This window comes from Arthrobacter sp. TJ-266 (assembly GCF_058269115.1).
Map to the genome: position 1 here is coordinate 163,104 of NZ_JBZCNC010000002.1, position 16,627 is coordinate 179,730.

A 16,627-nucleotide genomic window follows, 5' to 3' on the forward strand; every position below is an offset into this window, starting at 1 on the left:
CGCCGTCGACGACGGCGGCACGACGCCGCGCGCATCCCGACCCGCAGCACCACCCCCAAGCCCACCACCGCTCAACCAACTCCAAGGAGAACCACCCGTGACCGAGATGTTCTACGACGACGACGCCGACCTTTCGATCATCCAGGGCCGCACCGTGGCCGTCATCGGGTACGGCAGCCAGGGCCACGCCCACGCGCTGAGCCTCCGTGACTCCGGGGTGGACGTGCGAGTCGGCCTGAAGGAGGGATCGGCGTCGCGCGCCAAGGCCGAGGCCGAGGGCCTGCGGGTGCTGTCCGTCGCCGACGCCACCGCGGAAGCCGACCTCATCATGGTGCTCACGCCGGACCAGGTGCAGCGCCACGTGTACAAGGACGACATCGCGCCGAACCTGCAGGCGGGAGACGCCCTGTTCTTCGGCCACGGCTTCAACATCCGCTTCGGCTACATCCAGCCGCCGGCCGACGTCGACGTCGCCCTCGTGGCGCCCAAGGGACCGGGCCACATCGTGCGCCGCGAGTTCGAGGCGGGGCGCGGCGTGCCCGACCTCATCGCCGTCGAGCAGGACGCCTCCGGGAACGCCCGTGACCTCGCGCTGTCCTACGCGAAGGCGATCGGAGGAACGCGTGCCGGCGTCATCGAGACCACGTTCACCGAGGAGACCGAGACCGATCTCTTCGGCGAGCAGGCGGTCCTCTGCGGCGGCGCCTCGCAGCTCATCCAGTACGGCTTCGAGACCCTCACGGAGGCCGGGTACAAGCCCGAGGTCGCCTACTTCGAGGTGCTGCACGAGCTCAAGCTCATCGTGGACCTCATGGTGGAGGGCGGCATCGCCAAGCAGCGCTGGAGCGTCTCCGACACCGCCGAGTACGGCGACTACGTCTCCGGCCCGCGCGTCATCACGCCCGAGGTGAAGGAGAACATGAAGGCCGTGCTCGCGGATATTCAGAGCGGTGCCTTCGCGCAGCGTTTCATCGACGACCAGGACGCCGGGGGCCCCGAGTTCGCCGAGCTGCGGAAGAAGGGCGAGGACCACCCGATCGAGAGCACGGGCCGCGAGCTCCGCAAGCTCTTCTCCTGGATCACGACGAACGACGACTACACCGAGGGCTCGGTAGCCCGCTAGGCCTGCCCGCTCGTTCGACCCTCCGCCTCCCGGCAGGACACACGATCATCGCTCGACGAGTGAACCGGTGTCCTGCCGGTGGCGTGTCCGGCACCCACCCCCGTCGGCCCTGATCCGGGCCCCCACCAGCTGAAGGAACCTCACCCGTGACCACCAAGCCCGTCGTCCTGCTCGCCGAGGAACTCTCACCCGCCACCGTGGAGGCCCTCGGTCCCGACTTCGAGATCCGCTCGACCGACGGCGCCGACCGCTCGCAGCTCCTCGCCGCCCTGGCCGACGTCGACGCCGTGCTGGTGCGCTCGGCGACGCAGATGGACGAGGAGGCGATCCGCGCCGCGCCGAAGCTCAAGGTCATCGCGCGCGCCGGTGTGGGTCTCGACAACGTCGACATCAAGGCCGCCACCCAGGCGGGCGTCATGGTGGTCAACGCGCCGACCTCGAACATCATCTCGGCCGCGGAACTGACCGTCGGTCACATCCTGAGCCTCGCCCGGAACATTCCCCAGGCCAGCGCCGCGCTCAAGGCGGGCGAGTGGAAGCGCTCGAAGTACTCCGGCACGGAGCTGTACGAGAAGAACATCGGCATCATCGGGCTCGGCCGGATCGGTGCCCTCGTCGCGGCGCGCCTGCAGGGTTTCGGCACCCAGATCCTCGCCTACGACCCCTACGTCACCTCCGCCCGCGCCGCGCAGCTGAACGTCCGGCTGGTGACGCTCGACGAGCTGCTCCGCGAGTCGGACTTCGTGACCATCCACATGCCGAAGACCCCCGAGACCGTCGGCATGCTGGGAGCGGAGGCGTTCGCCCTCATGAAGGACACCGCCTACGTGGTCAACGTGGCCCGCGGCGGGCTGGTCGACGAGGCGGCCCTGCACACCGCGCTCGAGCGAGGTGAGATCGCCGGCGCCGGGGTGGACGTCTTCGTGGCCGAGCCCAGCACCGACCTGCCCTTCTTCGCTCACGAGAGCGTGGTGGTCACCCCCCACCTCGGCGCGTCGACCGAGGAAGCCCAGGAGAAGGCAGGCATCTCGGTGGCGAAGTCGGTCCGGCTGGCCCTCGCGGGTGAGCTCGTACCGGACGCCGTCAATGTCGCCGGCGGCGTGATCGACCCCGCCGTCCGCCCCGGCATCCCGCTCATGGAGAAGCTCGGGCGGATCTTCACGGCCCTGACGCACGCCTCGCTGACGCAGATCGACATCGAGGTGGCAGGGGAGATCGCAGCCCTGGACGTCAAGGCGCTCGAACTCGCGGCGCTCAAGGGCGTCTTCACGGACGTCGTCTCCGAGCAGGTCTCCTACGTCAACGCGCCCGTCCTCGCCGAGCAGCGCGGCATCACCTCGCGGCTCATCACCACGCCGGAGTCCGAGGAGTACCGGAACGTGCTGCGGCTGCGCGGCGCGCTGTCCGACGGCTCGCAGATCTCGGTGGCCGGCACGCTCACGGGCCCCAAGCAGGTGGAGAAGCTCGTGGGCGTCAACGGCTACGAGCTCGAGATCCCCATCAGCGACCACCTGCTCGTGCTGCTCTACACCGACCGCCCCGGCGTGATCGGCGCCCTCGGCCGCCTCCTCGGCGAGCGCGGCATCAACATCGCCGGCATGCAGGTGGCCCGTAACAAGGAGGGTGGCCAGGCGCTCTCCCTCCTCACCGTGGACAGCTCGGTGCCGCAGGACGTCCTGGACGCCATCCGCGCGGAGATCGGCGCCACGGTGGCTCGCGAGGTGGACCTCCAGGACTGAGGGACGGAACCGACGACGGACGCCGCGGAAGGACACCGATGACCACGCACCACTTACCCGCCGAGCCGCGCACCGCGACCGAGGTGTTCTCCCGCGACACCCCGGCCGTCCTGAGCATCGCGCCGGGTGACCGCCTCGTGGTGGACTCCCTCGACGCCTGGGGCCACCTCGAGCGGCAGGCCTCGCCCGGTGCCGCCACGCCCTACCGCTTCCCGGACCGCCGCGGGCACGCCCTGACGGGTCCCGTCGAGGTCTCGGGGACGGTCCCGGGGGACGTGCTGGCACTCCGCCTCGAGAGGTTCGAGCCCGCGACGTGGGGCTGGACGGCCGCCGGGCGGCGCGCCGACGCCTTCGCGCGCAGCCTCGGCCTCGAGGGGGAGGAGCCCGCCTGGCTGCTCTGGGATCTGGACAGCCATGCGGGGACCGGTACGGACCAGTACGGTCACGTGGTGGATCTGGCACCGTTCCTCGGTGTGATCGGCCTGCCGCCGACCGAGCCGGGCGAGCACTCGACGACGCCGCCGCGCGCCGAGGGCGGCGGCAACATCGACTGCCGCGAACTCACCGCGGGCTCCACGCTGTTCCTGCCCGTCACGGTGCCCGGCGCCCTGCTGCATCTCGGGGACGGCCATGCGGCCCAGGGCGACGGCGAAGTGGGCGGGACCGCGATCGAGTGCGGCATGACGACCACGCTGACGGTCGACGTCGTCCGCGACACCCCGGTGCCGGGCATCCACGCCATCACCCCGACCGCCAGGATCACCTTCGGTTTCGACGCCGACCTCAACCGGGCGACGTCGGACGCCCTCGGCGCGATGCTCACCTGGCTCCAGCAGCTGCACGGCCTGGAACGGAAGACCGCGCTGGCGCTTGCGAGCTCCGTCGTCGACCTCCGGGTCACGCAGATCGTGAACCGGACCTGGGGCGTACACGCCGTCGTAGCGCTCGACGCCGTCCGCCGGGTGGAACCGGACGAGCGCTCCTGACCGACCCGAGTATCCCGGGGTCCATTCAGGTATCGGCGAACGGCTGCAGACCTCGAGGCCGCTCCTCGCCTTGGCGATGTTCGACGAGCAGGGCTTCGAGGAGACGACCGTCGATCAGATCGCCGCAGCGGTCGGCATACCGCCCCGGAGCTTCTTCCGATACTTCGCCTCGAAGGAGGACGTCGTCCTGGGTGACCCGATGCTCTACGGCGAACCTGTTCGTCAGCGTGTTGCTCAGAGCATGGAATCGATGCGGGTCTGGGACGCTCTGCGGGCAGGTTTCGAGGTGGTTGTGGAAGCATTCGAGGCCGAACCCGACCGGGCATTGACGACGATGCGGGTGATGATCAGCACCACGTCTCTGCGGGCTCGGAACACGGAGAAGCATTTCGCCTGGATGAATGTGTTGGTTCCGCTGATCGCTGACGTCCTGACGGGCAGCGAAGCCAAGCGTGAGTTTCACGCCCGCGCGGTCACCATGTGTGCCCTGACCTGCCTGGATATCTCCTCAGCGGAGCTCGTGCACAGTGGGGGCGCGACGACTACGAGGATACTTCTCGACGAAGCCTTCCGGCTTCTGGAACCTACGGCGCTCACCAAGTAACCCTGCTCTCGAGGGCCCCCGAAAGCCAGCCAGCTACTGAGCGCACATTGTGCTGACCACGTCGGCTCACCGGCCGAGCACAGCCGGCGACTAGCTCGTCAGGCCCTCTGGAGATGTCACCCGGCGCCAGCCTCTGGCCCCGAGGAGGAAGGCGAGAGCAGCGATGACCGTGGGGACGATAAGCCAGGCCCAGTCGCTGGTCCAGCCGATGCCGAAGGCTTCGTCGCTGGAGAATGCAGTGACCTTGATGGTGAAGAACGTGGCGTCTGCTTCGGCGGAGCCGGTGGACTCTACCGCGGCGAGCATCCCGAACACATAAGACAGGAACACCGTCCAGTAGACGAGCAGGGCCGCGCCGGCGGAGATGACGCCGATGGACCACAGGGGTCTGCGGCGCGCATCGGCGCCGTACTGGTCAGCGAGTGCTTTCGGCGAGCCTAGGTCGCGAAGGCTGGTGGTCATGTCCCGGGGATCGCTGGCCAAGCTCTGTCGGAGCTCTTTGACCGTTGATCTGCGTTCCTTGCCCGGCATGACTGCTTCCAGGTGCCAGTCGAGTCGAGTCAGGTATGCCTCGGCCTGCAGCCGGTCACTGATCGAACGGGGTCGCGTTCTCGTCGTTCCGGACGTGGTGTCAGACATGAGATGTGTGCTCCTTCTCGGTAGCGGCGTGAACGGCGGCAAGAACGACCTGCCACTGGTGCTTCACGGATTCCGTTGCCGGATGGCCGGCCGGCGTCAGGGCGAAGTATTTCCGAGGTGGTCCGCTCGTCGACGGAACCATCCGGGTACTGACCAGACCATCCCGTTCAAGCCTGCTCAGCAGCGGGTACATCAGCCCGGTCGTCACCTCGAGACCGAGATCCGCCAGACGTTCGATGAGCTGATAGCCGTAGGACTCCTCGTCCGCAATCAGGGTGAGCGTCAGCAGGGGCAAAAGCTGCCCGCGTGAGCTGCGCATCCTGCTGCGCTTGTCACGTCTCTAGCGTCGACACGAACGAAGCCTTCGAGCACCTTCGAGCACCTTCGTGCGCACGCCCGCGCACACAAGACGAGTCTGCGCGACGCAGCAGAAGCGGTCCTCAACCACACCCCTCACCATCCAAGAATCGCTTGAGGATCTCGCGGTCGCGGAGCCTATTCATCGAGGTGAGGACGTCAGGAGGAAACGGCCGAATCGGGTAGACGCAAAGGTGAGGACTTCCGAGACGAAACACGACGAGACAAGTTTCCAGGACAACGAAAGCGTTGGAATCACGGCGGAGTGGTCGCCCGACGACGGACCTCTGCAGGTGTCTCGGGAAGGTTTGGTTCTTCTAGACGCCTGGTACGGGTCGTGGTTGGAGTCGGACAAGCTGTCGTGACGTCCCTTCTACGTTTGGGATGTTGTGCTGGTTCTTGACGGTGTTCCTGTTCTTGGTGCGCTTCGCATGAGAAGGGCTGCGATGAGGGCGCTTGAACCGAAGAGGACTGCCGCGCCGATGAAGACGGCACGGTAGCCGGACAAGACGTCTGTACTAGTTGTGACTGTAGCGATGGTCATCGCGAAGACTGTGCTGAGCAATGCCGTGCCTAGGGCGCCGCCTAGCTGCTGGGTCGTGTTGACGATGGCGCTGGTGATACCTACGTCGTCGGAGTGAACTCGGTTGAGGGCGACAGCGTTGAGTGGAACGAAGACGAGACCGAGGCCGAGGCCGGTGACGATCTCCCCGGGGAGGACGCCTGAGAGCCAGGTGGACTCTTCGTTGATGAGGGTGAGGAGGATGGTGCCGATGGTGGCGATGATCGCTCCGCCTACGAGCAGAGGTTTGGCTCCGACTCGGGGAAGCAGCGTCGAGGAGACCATGGCGCTGATGATGATGCCGGCGCTGAAGGGTAGGAAAGCCAGTCCGGTCTGCAGGGGCGTCATGCCGAGCGTTGTCTGTAAGTAGTAGGCGAGGAAAAGAAGCAGCCCGAACATCCCTGCTCCGACGAGGGAGGACAGGGCGAACGCGCCCCCACGATCGCGGTCGAGGAGGAGTCGTAGGGGGAGCAGTGGGGCGGTGACTCGTCGTTCGACGACCACGAAGGCTACGAAGAGAGCGAGTGAGAGAACGATGGGAATCAGCGTCTGTGGGGCGGCCCATTCCTGGTCTTCGGCAGCGGAGGTGAAGCCCAGGACGAGTGCGCTGGCTCCGAGGGTGACCAGCACGGCGCCGGGGATGTCATAGGTACGCGTGCCTGTTGCTTTGCTTTCTCGCAGCGTTGGGATGGCGGCGAGGAGCGTGGTCACAGCGATGGGGATGTTGATGAACAGGCACCATCTCCAGCCCAGGTACTCGGTGAGGAGACCGCCGAGGATGAGGCCGATGGCGCCACCAGCTCCCTGGATGGCTCCGTAGACGCCGAATGCTTTGGCCAGTTCTCGCGGGTTGGTGAAGGTTGTCGCGATCAGCGATAGGGCTGCGGGGGCGAGGGCTGCGGCGAAGAGACCCTGTAGTGCGCGGGCGGCGAACAACGTGAGGTCGGTTGCGGCGAGCCCGCCGAGTGCTGACGCGAGAGTGAATCCGATGAGGGCCCCGAGGAACACGCGTTTATGTCCGACGAAGTCCGCGACGCGCCCACCGAGGAGCAACAGACCGCCGAAGGTGAGGGTGTAGGCGGTGATCACCCAGTGCCGGTTAGCCGTTGTCAGGTTGAGGTCCTCCTGCGCCTGCGGAAGAGCAATGTTCACGACGGAGGCGTCCAGAACGACCATCAAGGACGCCATGGAGATCACAGCTAGTGCAATCCAGCGGCGCGGGTGTGTGACGTCGTCGATGTGAGGGGGTGCGGTGGTGCTCACAGTGTGTGTTCCGTTCGCTGAAGTGCTGAAGCAGGTTGGGTGCACGCAGTACGACAGGTTGCGTGCTTCCCTGCTGCCATGGGGGACGAGCAGGGGGAAGTGCCTTGAGAGAGGGGTCAAGCAGGGGACGATGCCCGACGAGATGTGTGTCCGGTCGTTGGGGAGCCCGCTCCTGACGGTGGTTTCCATGTGAGGGGAGATCTGCTGATACGAAGGGCGCTCCGTGGCCCGGGCATCCGGCGGGACGCTGGGCCACGGAGTGACGTGAATGCGTATGGAATCTGATGCGCTGACGAACCGGGCTGTGCGGCTCTGCGTTTCGTGACGTCACCAGTTCAGGCTTCATCCACGAGTGACCCTGCAGAGCGCGGCGATCATCAAGGCGCTTGTACTGCAGAGTGCTTTTACTGCTGGGTATCGTTTTGGGTGCTTGATGCTCCGAAGAAGGTCAGCAGTTCCTCTGTGACGAAGTCCGGGTTCTCTTCGGGGAGCCAGTGACCGGATCCGGGTACTTCGACGGCTCGGACGAGTTGCGTCATGAGCGGCTCAACAGTTGCACGAGTTGAGGGCAGGACCCCTTCGGCTGTGAGGAGCATCGTGGGCATGTTGATCGGGGTCGAGGCTGTGTTGTCGCGTTCGTCCTGTTCCAGCGTCCTGTACAACTCGAAGCCGCCGGTGAGCGCTTCGGGCGTGGTGTAGGTCCGGGCGAACTCGTCCAACTGTTGATCGGTGAAGGGCGATGGTGCGCCCGTGCCGCCGAAGCTCTCTCCGCCGTAAGCCACGTATCCGGTGAAGAGTTCGATGTAGTCGCGCACGTCGTTGCCGACGACAGCTTCCGGAATCTCTTTCTGGTCGTGGAAGGACAAGTGCCAACTGAAGGACCGGAAGTCCTGTGCGCTGAGGGCCGGGCCGGGGAGTGGGTAGTCCAGGTGCGCGTATCGCATGACGTCGTCGGGGAACTGTGCGGCGTACTGGTATCCCACGCCGGCACCGAGGTCGTGCCCTGCCAGGTGAACCTTCTCCAGGCCAAGCTCATCAGTGATGAGGCCGTGAACGTACTTCGCGAGGGTCGCCTTGTCGTAGCTCGGGGGCGATCCCTCACTGTCACCGAGCCCTGGCAGATCGACGGCATACACGGTGTAGTGCTCCGCCAGGGCCGGCATGATCGTGTGCCACGCGTACCAGGACTGCGGCCACCCGTGCAGCAGGACCAGTGGTTCCCCTGTTCCGCCAGTGACGTAGTGCATGTTCACATCCTCAACCTGAGCTGTTCCATGACGGAAGGTCCGGTTGAACTCTTCATCGTCCTTCGTCGCAGAATCAGAACCTGCCGGTGAGGATCCGGTCGGGTTCGCCGACTGCGACTGCGACGAGGATGTCGACGTGGCAGCGGATTCGGGTGATGTGTTGGTAGTTGAGCATCCTGCAGATGTGAGAGCGAGGGCTACGAGCAGCGCCTGGATCTTACATATGCGGTAGGAACGGACAGCTGATGGTGGAACCGATGTGGTCATGTTTACCTCCGTGTCACAGCGTCAGTCGAGAGCATCCGTACTTGCAAATTTATTTGCTGATCCGCATTATGAGGTGGTGACCAGCGATGAGATGGACGTACTGTCAGCAGTCGGACCGAGGTTGCGAGAGCTGAGGAAAGCGCACCGGTTCACGCTTGTCGCGCTGGCGGAGGAGTCAGGGCTTGCGACGAGTACTTTGTCCCGGCTCGAGACCGGGAAGCTACGGCCGACGTTGGAGCAGTTGCTTCCGTTGGCGAGGGCGTTCAATTTGCCATTGGATGATCTTGTCGCGGCTCCTCTGACGGGGGATCCGCGGATTCACCTACGTCCTGTGCGGCACTCCGGCCTGACCTTCATTCCCCTGGCCCGACGTCCCGGCGGTATCCAGGCATACAAGATCGTGTACCCGCCGTTAGGCAAGGAATCGACGCTGAAGCGTCAGACCCACGAGGGCTACGAATGGCTGTATGTGCTCAACGGAAAGGTCAGGCTATTTCTCGGCGCCGAGGAGTTCCTGCTCGGGCCCGGTGAGGCGGCACAGTTCGATACACGGACCCCGCACTGGATCGGTAGCGCGACGAAGCAACCGGCCGAAGTCATCACCCTGATGGGTGCACAGGGAGAACGCACCCACCTGGCCGTTACTTCGAAGTGAATCCAAGCCGTGCAGTCGCCGGTAACGACAGAGCACGTGCCTTTCTGCTCTGTCATTGCGGACAAGGCATGACTCAAGCTTCGCGGCGCAGGACCACGATGTTTTCCGTGACCGCCGCCTGCGTCACTCCATCAGCGGGTGAGAGCGCGGTGCGGGTCCGGGCGGTGACAGTCAGGGACTGCCAGCCTTGATCCAGGCCTATCCCGGCATGGGTCTGCTCCACGGTTGGGTATGTGGCGTCCTGATTCCATGACCAGGGCGCTGAGGAGGCGTGGTCGATGATGATGAGCAGTCCGCCACGGCGGATCTGCTGCGCTGCGCGGCCAATGATGGCGTTGCGGTCAATGTTGACCGGTGACTGGAAATAGCAGCCAAAGACGAGATCGAACTCGCCGGCGGGTATGACTGACGCCAGATCGGCCTGGACCGCGTTCACGGAACCAGCGGTAAGCGTCCGCTGGGCAAGATCATTGAGGCGGCGAGCAGCAGTGGCTGATGCGTCAGTCGCTGTTACGGCCCACCCTTGTCCGGCCAGCCACAGCGCATCGCCCCCGCGTCCGGAGCCCAGCTCCAATGCGTGCCTCTGCCCGTGGTCAGGCGCGAATTCATTGATGATCGTGACGAAAGCGTCGTTGGGGTCAGGAGTCCCCGATGGTGGGTTGCTTCGTGCGTAGTGTGTTTCCCAGAAGCGTTCGCTCTCGGATCCGTTCGTGGTGTTCATACCCGGACATCCTGTGTCTGCCGCGCGGCCGCAATGTCGTCGAGGACAAGACTGTGGTTGATTGCCCCGGCCGCAGCGGCAGCTGCCCCGATCGAGATGGGGACATTCGCATAAGGGTTGGCGACGTTCCCTGCAGCCCAGATCCCCGGGATGCTCGTCTGCCCAGTGCCGTCGAGCTGCAGGAATTCCCCGCCGGGCATGGGGACCTTCGCCGGCTGCAGTTCCTGCAGGAAGTGATCGGCGGGAATGAGTCGGGGTGCGGTGAAGATGGCCGCCGCACTGATGTGTCGACCATCGACCATGTTCACCCCGGACAGCGTTCCATCATTGCCCGCACTCACATGCGCGACAGCACCTTCAACGATGTCGATGCCGCGTGCCTCGAAGTCCTTCCGATCCTCGTCCATCGGCGCTTCGAGTCCGTTCGTCAGGTAGACGATCTTCTCGCTCCACTGTCTGAGCAGCTGGGCCTGGAAGACACTTCCAGGCCCAGTAGCGAGGATGCCGATCGCCTGATCACGCACCTCATAGGCGTCGCAATAAGGGCACATCGCTACACCGCGTCCCCAGAACCGCTCGAGGCCCTCTACGTCAGGAAGCTCGTCCCGCCCACCGGTGGCGACGAGCACCCGGCGAGCTGTCTCCATACCGTTATCGGTGCTGATCTGGAAATCCACTGCAAGGCTGCTGATGCTATGAACGACACCGGAACGGATCACGCCACCGTATTGCTCGACCTCGCGGCGCCCATCGGCCAGCAACACGGCAGGAGATGTGCCATCCCGACCGAGAACGGCATGCATGTGATGCGTGAACCTATTCCGCGGTTGCCCAGTATCAAGAACAAGTACACGGCGACGAGCCCGTACGAGAGTGAGCGCACCGCTCAATCCTGCCGATCCGCCGCCGACAACGATCACGTCCCATACCTGGTTGCTTGTCATGCCGTAAGAATGGAGCTCACTCATCCTGAGAGTGAAAGATTTTTGCAGTCTCGCAAATCAGGACCCATCGAGGATCAGGGTTCGGTCCCCCTGATGCATTCAAGACCAGCCGAGGCCGACTCCAACCCTCGTGGCTCTATTCCCACTGTTGGTCCTACTAGCCCTAAGCCGGACCGGCTCCTGCTGTGCGCGACCACTCTGGGAGGAGGCTGTGCATAGCCACCGCCCGCCCTAGGTGAGCTACCGGTTCGGTGACGAATCGGGTGTGTGCGGACGGGCTCTCTGGTTCCTGCTGTCCAGATGTGTGCGGACCGAGCAGCGAAGCCTCGGACCTGGTGCCGTGCACATGTGGTCAGGAGCCGCACCACCGTTCCATGCCATTGGTCAGCTCCGACCGTTTGTGTGCCTATGCGTTTGCTACACAGCCGCTTCAAGCGCGTTGGTGGCTTATCGACGGTTGAAATGTCGGAAAACGTGGTCGTACAAAACACCGGTTGCTGTGGCCTGCACATATTTGTTGATGGTATCCACGGCCCAGTCCTGTGTGGTCCAGGTGCCGGGTTTGTAGATTCCCAGGGCGGTGTTGAGCAGTACATCCCCGGTGTAGACCACTGGGAACACGACCGCGACGGCTTTGGCACCACGAAGGCCCGCGTGAGCTGCGATTCCATACGCTGATCCCCACATGGTGCCGAGGCCGAAGTGGGTACACCAGTTCAGCTGGTCGCGTCCCCGTTGCGTCTGAGGGTGGACGGGCAGGATGTGCTCGGCGAGATCCGCGGGCGCGTAGCTGGTCTTCCGTTCAGTGAGAGGCATCTCGACGAATTTTTGGAAGGCGGCCATGACCACCGTTCCGGCAACGCCTGCCGCTAGCCCCCGTGTGATGGAACTGATCAGTGAGGGTTCCCGAGGGCTAGGCATGCTGCCGAGTATTGATTCGTCACGGGCGTGTTCGCAATGCTTGTTGCTCACGATGCTCTGGGTTGCTGGGTGAGTCCGCACGTGATGCGGCAGTGATGCAGTAGAAGGGCCTGCCTTGACAAGCTCAAGCAGGCGGTGTCGGTGGTGGTGAGCAGCTTCGGTGTGATGTACATCGGTTGGTGGGTTTGCCTGACTGTCGCGCTTCGCCTCAGGCGCCGGTAGCGTGATCGTTCAGGTCGGCCATCGGTGACCATCGGTGGCCGGGGTGGAAGGTGGAGTGTTCTGAGCGATCAAGTTGTTCTCGAGGAACTGTCTCTTCCAGGGCTGTTGCAGGACATGGTGCCAGAGAGCTCTGATGTGAACGAGTTCCTCGATGGGCTTGTGAAGCTAGCCGGTGACACTCTCTCCTCTCCCGGCCAGGAGACCCTGTGCGGGATCACGCTCTTGCGCGCACGAACCAAGGCAACGGTCGCGAGCAGCAATGAGCAAGCTCAACTCATGGACGAGATCCGGTACCCGTTCGACGACGGACCGTGCCTGCGCGCCGCGCGTGAGGGACAGGTGTACAGCGCCGGACCCTCACCTAGTGCCTGGTCGGACGCCGGCGGGAGTCGAGGGGGGCGGGTGACGCTTGGGCAAATGCGCGCCCGCCGGGGTAATTTCGTAGGGTGACTCCCGCCCCCGACGCAGCGCCGTCGTTCTACATCACCACCGCCATCTCCTACCCGAACGGTGAGCCGCACATCGGGCATGCCTACGAGACGCTCGCCGTGGACGCGATGGCGCGCTTCAAGCGCCTCGACGGGTACGACGTCATGTACCTCACGGGAACCGACGAGCACGGGCTCAAGATGCAGCAGGCGGCGGACCGCGAGGGCATCCCCGTGCGGGAGCTGGCGACCCGCAACGCGCGGGCGTTCCAGGAGATGAACGACGTCGTCGGGACCTCCTACGACCGCTTCATCCGCACCACCGACGAGGACCACTACGCCGCCGCGACCGAGATCTGGAAGCGCATGGAGGCCAACGGGGACATCTACCTCGACAAGTACGCGGGCTGGTACTCGGTGCGGGACGAGGCGTTCTGGGGCGAGGACGAGACCGAGGTGCGCGACGACGGCGTGCGCTATGCGAAGGAGACCGACACCGAGGTCACCTGGACGGAGGAGGAGAGCTACTTCTTCCGCCTGTCCGCCTACCAGCAGAGACTGCTCGACCTCTACGAGGCGCACCCGGAGTTCGGTGCGCCGCAATCGCGGTTCAACGAGGTCATCTCGTTCGTCACGCGGGGCCTCGAGGACCTCTCGATCAGCCGCACCACCTTCGACTGGGGCGTCCCGGTTCCGGGGAATCCGAAGCACGTGATGTACGTCTGGGTGGATGCGCTGACCAACTACCTGACCGGCGTCGGCTACCCCGACACCGCGTCCGAGCGCTTCCGGAGGTTCTGGCCCGCCGACGTGCACGTCATCGGGAAGGACATCTCCCGGTTCCACGCCATCTACTGGCCGGCCTTCCTCATGTCCGCCGGGCTCGAGGTACCGAAGCGCGTCATGATCCACGGCTTCCTGCACAACCGTGGCGTGAAGATGTCGAAGTCGCTGGGCAACACCGTGGCACCGGCGGACTGGGTGGACCAGTACGGCCTCGACCAGGTGCGGTTCTTCCTCCTCCGCGAGGTGCCCTTCGGCGCGGACGGCTCGTACAGCCACGAGGCCGTGGTGGGCCGCATGAACGCGGACCTCGCGAACAACTTCGGCAACCTGGCACAGCGCTCGCTGTCCATGGTGGCCAAGAACTGCGACGGGGCGGTCCCGCGGCCGGGGGAGTACGCCGCGGCGGACACGCAGATCCTCGACCAGGCGCACGCGCTCCTCGAGCTCAGCCGGGCAGCCTACGACCGCCAGGAGTTCTCCCGTGCGCTCGAGGCGGTATGGACGGTCCTCGGGGACACCAACGCCTACTTCGCGGACCAACAGCCCTGGGTGCTCCGCAAGACGGACCCGGAACGCATGAACACGGTGCTGTACATCACGCTCGAGGTCCTGCGGGTGGTCGCGGTCCTCGCCCAGCCGGTCATGCCGACCAGCTCCGGCGAGATCCTCTCCGCACTCGGTCAGGGCACGGGGCCCGACGACGCCCGCCGCCTCTTCAGCGCGCTCGGCGTCGCGATCGAGCCCGGCACGCCCCTGCCCGCGCCGACGCCGGTGTTCCCGAAGTACGAGGAGCCGACGGAGGCCTGACCCCGGCACCGCGCGGGCTCTCAGCGGCGCAGGAAGCGGGCGCCCGCCGTCTCCGTCATGACACGCGCCACGGTGTCCTGCTGCTGTTTGGACGCGTCGAGCAGCCGCACGAGGGCTGTACGGTTCAGCACGGCGTCCTGCGGGCCCACCGACGACGACGGCACGAGCGCCAGCAGGGTGGACCACAGTGCCTCCTTGCCCTTGAGGAGCGACTGCAGGGCCTCGAGCTCGAGCTGCGCCCCTCCCGTGGTCCTGCGCCGCGCCGGATTGAGCGGATCGAACCGCGCGACCACGGACGCGCCGTGGGCGAGGGTCATCTTCAGCAGGCTCGGTCGGTGGCCGAGGGCTTTGATGAGGCCCTTGAGGAACGCGCGTTCCTCGCCGATCTCGTGTGCAAGCCGGTCGAAGTCCTGCTCGTGGGGCGTCCCGGCCCAGGATCCACGTGCGGCCTCGAACAGCCGGACCCCGTTGGTGGCGCCCACGAGGTGTACGTCCAGGTACGGCAGCAGGGTGTCGAGGTCCAGCTGGGCGACCGGGATGAGGGAGGGGTGCGGCGAGGCATCCGTCATGGTGTCTCCGTCCAAGGGGCTTCGGGCGGTCCGACGGCCGCGTGGTCGAGCAGGGGCAGTGTGATGGCGACGGTCGTGCCTTCGCCGAGTTCGGAGGTGATGGAGATGGTGCCATGGTGCGCCTCGAGGGTCCGGCGTGCCACCGCGAGGCCCACGCCCGCACCGGGCAGCACCTGCTGGGTGTTGGCCGCACGCTCGAACGGGTCGAAGAGGCGGGGGAGGTCGTCCGGCGGGATCCCGATCCCGGTGTCCGTGACGAGCAGCGTGACGCCGGAGCCGGCGGGCTCCACGGCGAGCTCGGTGATGATCTCGCCGTCGGGCCGGCTGAACTTCAGGGCGTTCGAGAGGACGATCCCGAGAGCTGCTGCGAGCTCCTCCCGGCTCCCGGCCACCACGACGGCGCGGTCCGGTACGGAGCACGCGAGACGGACGCCGGCGTCGGCGGCCTCCGTCTCGAGGGAGCGCGTCATGTCCGCCACGAGGTGCGCGAGGTCCACGGGACCGTGCTCCGACGTGTCCGTCCGCTCCGTGGAGAGCGATGAGATGTTCTCGATCAACTGGTTCAGCTTGGCCGTGTTGCGCTCCACGGCCCGCAGCATGGTCTGCGCCTCCGCCGGCAGCTCACCGCCGAGCCCGTCGAGGATCATCTCCAGGTACCCGGTGATCGAGGCCAGCGGCGTCCTCAGCTCGTGGTTCACGCTGCCCACGAAGTCGGTCTTCGCCTGATTGAGCGCGCGCAGCTTCCGCACCGCCTGCTGCTGCCGGGAGATGAGCTGCGCCTGGATGAGGCCGTGGGCGAGGTTGCCGAGCACGTGCTGGGTCAGCGACGCCTCGACCGCCGACCAGCCGAGGGTCGAGGGCGCCTCGCTGACCAGCCAGAGGAGGCCGAACGGCGTGTCGCCCTCACCGAGCGCGAGGACCACACCGCTGACGCCCCCGGAGCCCGCGAGAGAGTCCGTGATCCAGGGTGGTACCGCCACCTTGCTCGACGCGCCTTCGACGGAGATCGCCTCCGTCTCATCCGGGTCCGCGCTGCTGAACGCGGCGACGATCGACCGCTCCCACAGGCCGAGGGCCAGCGCGAGGTCCTCCGGTCGGTGATCCTTCCGGGGGACGCCGAGCCCTGCGTGCCCTGACGCTGCGGTCCAGGCGCTGCCGCGCGCGGCGACCCGCTCGTCCTCGAACACCTCGAGCGCTGCGTGGTGTGCTCCGAGCGTCCTGCCCACCCCCGAGAGGAACTGCTCCGTCATCACCGTCGGGTCGTTGGTCGCGCGGATACCGGCGGAGATGTCGCGCATGGAACCCCGCAGCACGGCCGTTGCGTCGCGCTGCGCCCGGTGGCGGCGTCGTCGGCTGATGGCGGCCAGGGTGCGGTGGAGCAGCTCCGCGTCCCTGACGGGTCGGAAGACGACGTCGGAGACGTACGGGGCCATGGAGGGCGGGAGGGGCCCCACGCCGCCCTCGGGGAGCACCAGCAGCACGGGCAGGCTTGCGAGCTCGGGGTGATCGGCGATCATGCCCGCCGCCGACGCGGCGTAACCCCGGGCCAGGTCCAGATCCACGATCAGGACGTCCGGCCGGGAAGCCAGGACGTCCTCGAGCAGGGCGGGCGTGTCCGCCGCGGGCAGGGTCTGGAGTCCGCCCGCTGTCAAAGGAGCCGCGAGCGTGGCGCGGTCGCGCGCGGAAGCGCACGCGATGACCGCGAGTGCGCCCCCGGGCGTTCCTGCTGCTTCGTCCTCCGCCACGGCGTCCTCTCCGGCCTCGAGCTGCGAAGCCCATGATAACTG

The 16,627-nt window shown here is 66.0% G+C and carries 15 protein-coding genes; 6 read left to right on the forward strand and 9 right to left on the reverse strand.

The window, feature by feature from the left end; all coding sequences use genetic code 11:
- Window positions 1-97 precede the first annotated feature (97 nt).
- From ilvC to AC4D12_RS05565, 4 genes are all read left to right on the forward strand, one after another.
- Complete coding sequence (gene ilvC, locus AC4D12_RS05550; protein ID WP_490948925.1) at window positions 98-1,123, forward strand: ketol-acid reductoisomerase; 1,026 nt, start codon at window positions 98-100, stop codon at window positions 1,121-1,123.
- A gap of 146 nt (window positions 1,124-1,269) precedes the next feature.
- Window positions 1,270-2,862, forward strand: a complete 1,593-nt coding sequence (serA, locus tag AC4D12_RS05555) for a phosphoglycerate dehydrogenase (RefSeq protein ID WP_490948926.1) — start codon at window positions 1,270-1,272, stop codon at window positions 2,860-2,862.
- Between the two features lie 38 nt (window positions 2,863-2,900).
- On the forward strand, window positions 2,901-3,848 hold the full coding sequence (locus AC4D12_RS05560; protein ID WP_490948927.1) for an acetamidase/formamidase family protein: 948 nt from the start codon (window positions 2,901-2,903) through the stop codon (window positions 3,846-3,848).
- Window positions 3,849-3,924: 76 nt separating this feature from the next.
- Window positions 3,925-4,452 (forward strand): TetR/AcrR family transcriptional regulator, encoded by a 528-nt coding sequence (locus tag AC4D12_RS05565; protein WP_490948928.1) that lies wholly within the window; start codon window positions 3,925-3,927, stop codon window positions 4,450-4,452.
- A gap of 90 nt (window positions 4,453-4,542) precedes the next feature.
- On the opposite strand, the gene AC4D12_RS05570 is transcribed toward AC4D12_RS05565, so the two are convergent.
- The 4 genes from AC4D12_RS05570 to AC4D12_RS05585 all read right to left on the reverse strand — a co-directional run bounded on the left by AC4D12_RS05570 (window position 4,543) and on the right by AC4D12_RS05585 (window position 8,520).
- On the reverse strand, window positions 4,543-5,091 hold the full coding sequence (locus tag AC4D12_RS05570) for a hypothetical protein (protein ID WP_490948929.1): 549 nt from the start codon (window positions 5,089-5,091) through the stop codon (window positions 4,543-4,545).
- Window positions 5,084-5,410 carry a PadR family transcriptional regulator gene (locus tag AC4D12_RS05575; protein ID WP_490948930.1) on the reverse strand — a complete coding sequence of 109 codons (327 nt, stop codon included), beginning with the start codon at window positions 5,408-5,410 and terminating at the stop codon, window positions 5,084-5,086. The genes AC4D12_RS05570 and AC4D12_RS05575 overlap by 8 nt, the downstream gene beginning before the upstream one ends.
- A gap of 411 nt (window positions 5,411-5,821) precedes the next feature.
- Complete coding sequence (locus AC4D12_RS05580) at window positions 5,822-7,462, reverse strand: MFS transporter (protein ID WP_490948931.1); 1,641 nt, start codon at window positions 7,460-7,462, stop codon at window positions 5,822-5,824.
- 215 nt (window positions 7,463-7,677) lie between these two features.
- Window positions 7,678-8,520, reverse strand: coding sequence for an alpha/beta fold hydrolase (locus AC4D12_RS05585; RefSeq protein WP_490948932.1), 843 nt, complete (start codon window positions 8,518-8,520; stop codon window positions 7,678-7,680).
- Between the two features lie 343 nt (window positions 8,521-8,863).
- Between AC4D12_RS05585 and AC4D12_RS05590 the strand changes: the two genes are divergently transcribed.
- Complete coding sequence (locus AC4D12_RS05590; RefSeq protein WP_490948933.1) at window positions 8,864-9,442, forward strand: helix-turn-helix domain-containing protein; 579 nt, start codon at window positions 8,864-8,866, stop codon at window positions 9,440-9,442.
- A gap of 73 nt (window positions 9,443-9,515) precedes the next feature.
- Here AC4D12_RS05590 and AC4D12_RS05595 read toward each other — a convergent pair whose 3' ends face one another.
- The 3 genes from AC4D12_RS05595 to AC4D12_RS05605 form a co-directional block, all read right to left on the reverse strand.
- Complete coding sequence (locus AC4D12_RS05595; protein WP_490948934.1) at window positions 9,516-10,163, reverse strand: class I SAM-dependent methyltransferase; 648 nt, start codon at window positions 10,161-10,163, stop codon at window positions 9,516-9,518.
- A complete protein-coding gene (locus tag AC4D12_RS05600; RefSeq protein ID WP_490948935.1) occupies window positions 10,160-11,131 on the reverse strand; it encodes an NAD(P)/FAD-dependent oxidoreductase in 972 nt (323 codons plus the stop codon). Before AC4D12_RS05600 ends, AC4D12_RS05595 begins: the two co-directional genes overlap by 4 nt.
- A gap of 423 nt (window positions 11,132-11,554) precedes the next feature.
- Complete coding sequence (locus tag AC4D12_RS05605; RefSeq protein WP_490948936.1) at window positions 11,555-11,950, reverse strand: hypothetical protein; 396 nt, start codon at window positions 11,948-11,950, stop codon at window positions 11,555-11,557.
- 746 nt (window positions 11,951-12,696) lie between these two features.
- Between AC4D12_RS05605 and metG the strand changes: the two genes are divergently transcribed.
- Complete coding sequence (gene metG, locus AC4D12_RS05610) at window positions 12,697-14,271, forward strand: methionine--tRNA ligase (protein ID WP_490948937.1); 1,575 nt, start codon at window positions 12,697-12,699, stop codon at window positions 14,269-14,271.
- Between the two features lie 20 nt (window positions 14,272-14,291).
- Here metG and AC4D12_RS05615 read toward each other — a convergent pair whose 3' ends face one another.
- Together AC4D12_RS05615 and AC4D12_RS05620 are read right to left on the reverse strand one after the other, a co-directional pair.
- Window positions 14,292-14,840 (reverse strand): hypothetical protein, encoded by a 549-nt coding sequence (locus AC4D12_RS05615; protein WP_490948938.1) that lies wholly within the window; start codon window positions 14,838-14,840, stop codon window positions 14,292-14,294.
- Window positions 14,837-16,585, reverse strand: coding sequence for an ATP-binding protein (locus AC4D12_RS05620; protein ID WP_490948939.1), 1,749 nt, complete (start codon window positions 16,583-16,585; stop codon window positions 14,837-14,839). The genes AC4D12_RS05615 and AC4D12_RS05620 overlap by 4 nt, the downstream gene beginning before the upstream one ends.
- Between the last annotated feature and the right edge of the window lie 42 nt (window positions 16,586-16,627).

Excerpts from the sequence above, each read along its gene's own strand:
- AC4D12_RS05580 (WP_490948931.1), bottom strand. The coding sequence starts at position 7,462 with ATGGAAACCACCGTCAGGAGCGGGCTCCCCAACGACCGGACACACATC.
- AC4D12_RS05560 (WP_490948927.1), top strand. The coding sequence starts at position 2,901 with ATGACCACGCACCACTTACCCGCCGAGCCGCGCACCGCGACCGAGGTG.
- AC4D12_RS05600 (WP_490948935.1), bottom strand. The coding sequence starts at position 11,131 with ATGAGTGAGCTCCATTCTTACGGCATGACAAGCAACCAGGTATGGGAC.
- AC4D12_RS05615 (WP_490948938.1), bottom strand. The coding sequence starts at position 14,840 with ATGACGGATGCCTCGCCGCACCCCTCCCTCATCCCGGTCGCCCAGCTG.
- AC4D12_RS05575 (WP_490948930.1), bottom strand. The coding sequence starts at position 5,410 with ATGCGCAGCTCACGCGGGCAGCTTTTGCCCCTGCTGACGCTCACCCTG.
- AC4D12_RS05595 (WP_490948934.1), bottom strand. The coding sequence starts at position 10,163 with ATGAACACCACGAACGGATCCGAGAGCGAACGCTTCTGGGAAACACAC.
- AC4D12_RS05605 (WP_490948936.1), bottom strand. The coding sequence starts at position 11,950 with ATGGCCGCCTTCCAAAAATTCGTCGAGATGCCTCTCACTGAACGGAAG.
- AC4D12_RS05585 (WP_490948932.1), bottom strand. The coding sequence starts at position 8,520 with ATGCACTACGTCACTGGCGGAACAGGGGAACCACTGGTCCTGCTGCAC.
- AC4D12_RS05565 (WP_490948928.1), top strand. The coding sequence starts at position 3,925 with ATGTTCGACGAGCAGGGCTTCGAGGAGACGACCGTCGATCAGATCGCC.
- AC4D12_RS05570 (WP_490948929.1), bottom strand. The coding sequence starts at position 5,091 with ATGTCTGACACCACGTCCGGAACGACGAGAACGCGACCCCGTTCGATC.